Consider the following 557-nt stretch of genomic DNA (forward strand, 5'->3'; position numbering starts at 1 on the left):
ATTATGCTAAGCGTGGTGTTATATGCAGGCGCGGCGCAATACGCGTGTCTACCGATGCTGAGTGCTGGTCTACCGATTGGCAATATCGCTACCAACATTGCCGCCATTAACTTGCGTCACGTCTTTTATGGCATGCCATTATTGCAATATTTGCCAAAAAATAAAATAGCGAAAACCTACTGTTTATTTGCCCTCACCGATGAAACGTTTTCGGTAATGACCAGTTTGCCAAACGAGTCGCGCCAATCACTCATACTGCCGATCAGTTTGTTTAACCAAAGTTGGTGGGTATTAGCTGGTGCGATTGGTGTGATGATTGGCAGTGCACTCAGTGACTTGGTACCGCATTTAGATTTTGCTTTGGTGTGTCTGTTTGCGATTTTAGCTTATGAGCAGTTTCAAAGTATCAAACGCTATTTCCCGATTGGCATTGCGGTGATTGCTTTGATGATTGCTTCATTATTTACCAGTAATTGGTTGTTACTCGTCGCGATCACGATTTGTATGCTGCTGATTTTAGCGCGTGGTTTTTGGTTGCAGCGCAGTGTGCAAGGAGG

1 protein-coding gene is annotated in these 557 nt (G+C 44.5%); it reads left to right on the forward strand.

What is annotated here, in order from left to right:
• Positions 1 to 557: AzlC family ABC transporter permease (locus tag V7D75_RS08750; RefSeq protein ID WP_333614251.1), on the forward strand; the 557-nt coding region annotated here is incomplete at both ends.

The organism is Psychrobacter sp. (assembly GCF_036731945.1).
GTDB lineage: Bacteria > Pseudomonadota > Gammaproteobacteria > Pseudomonadales > Moraxellaceae > Psychrobacter.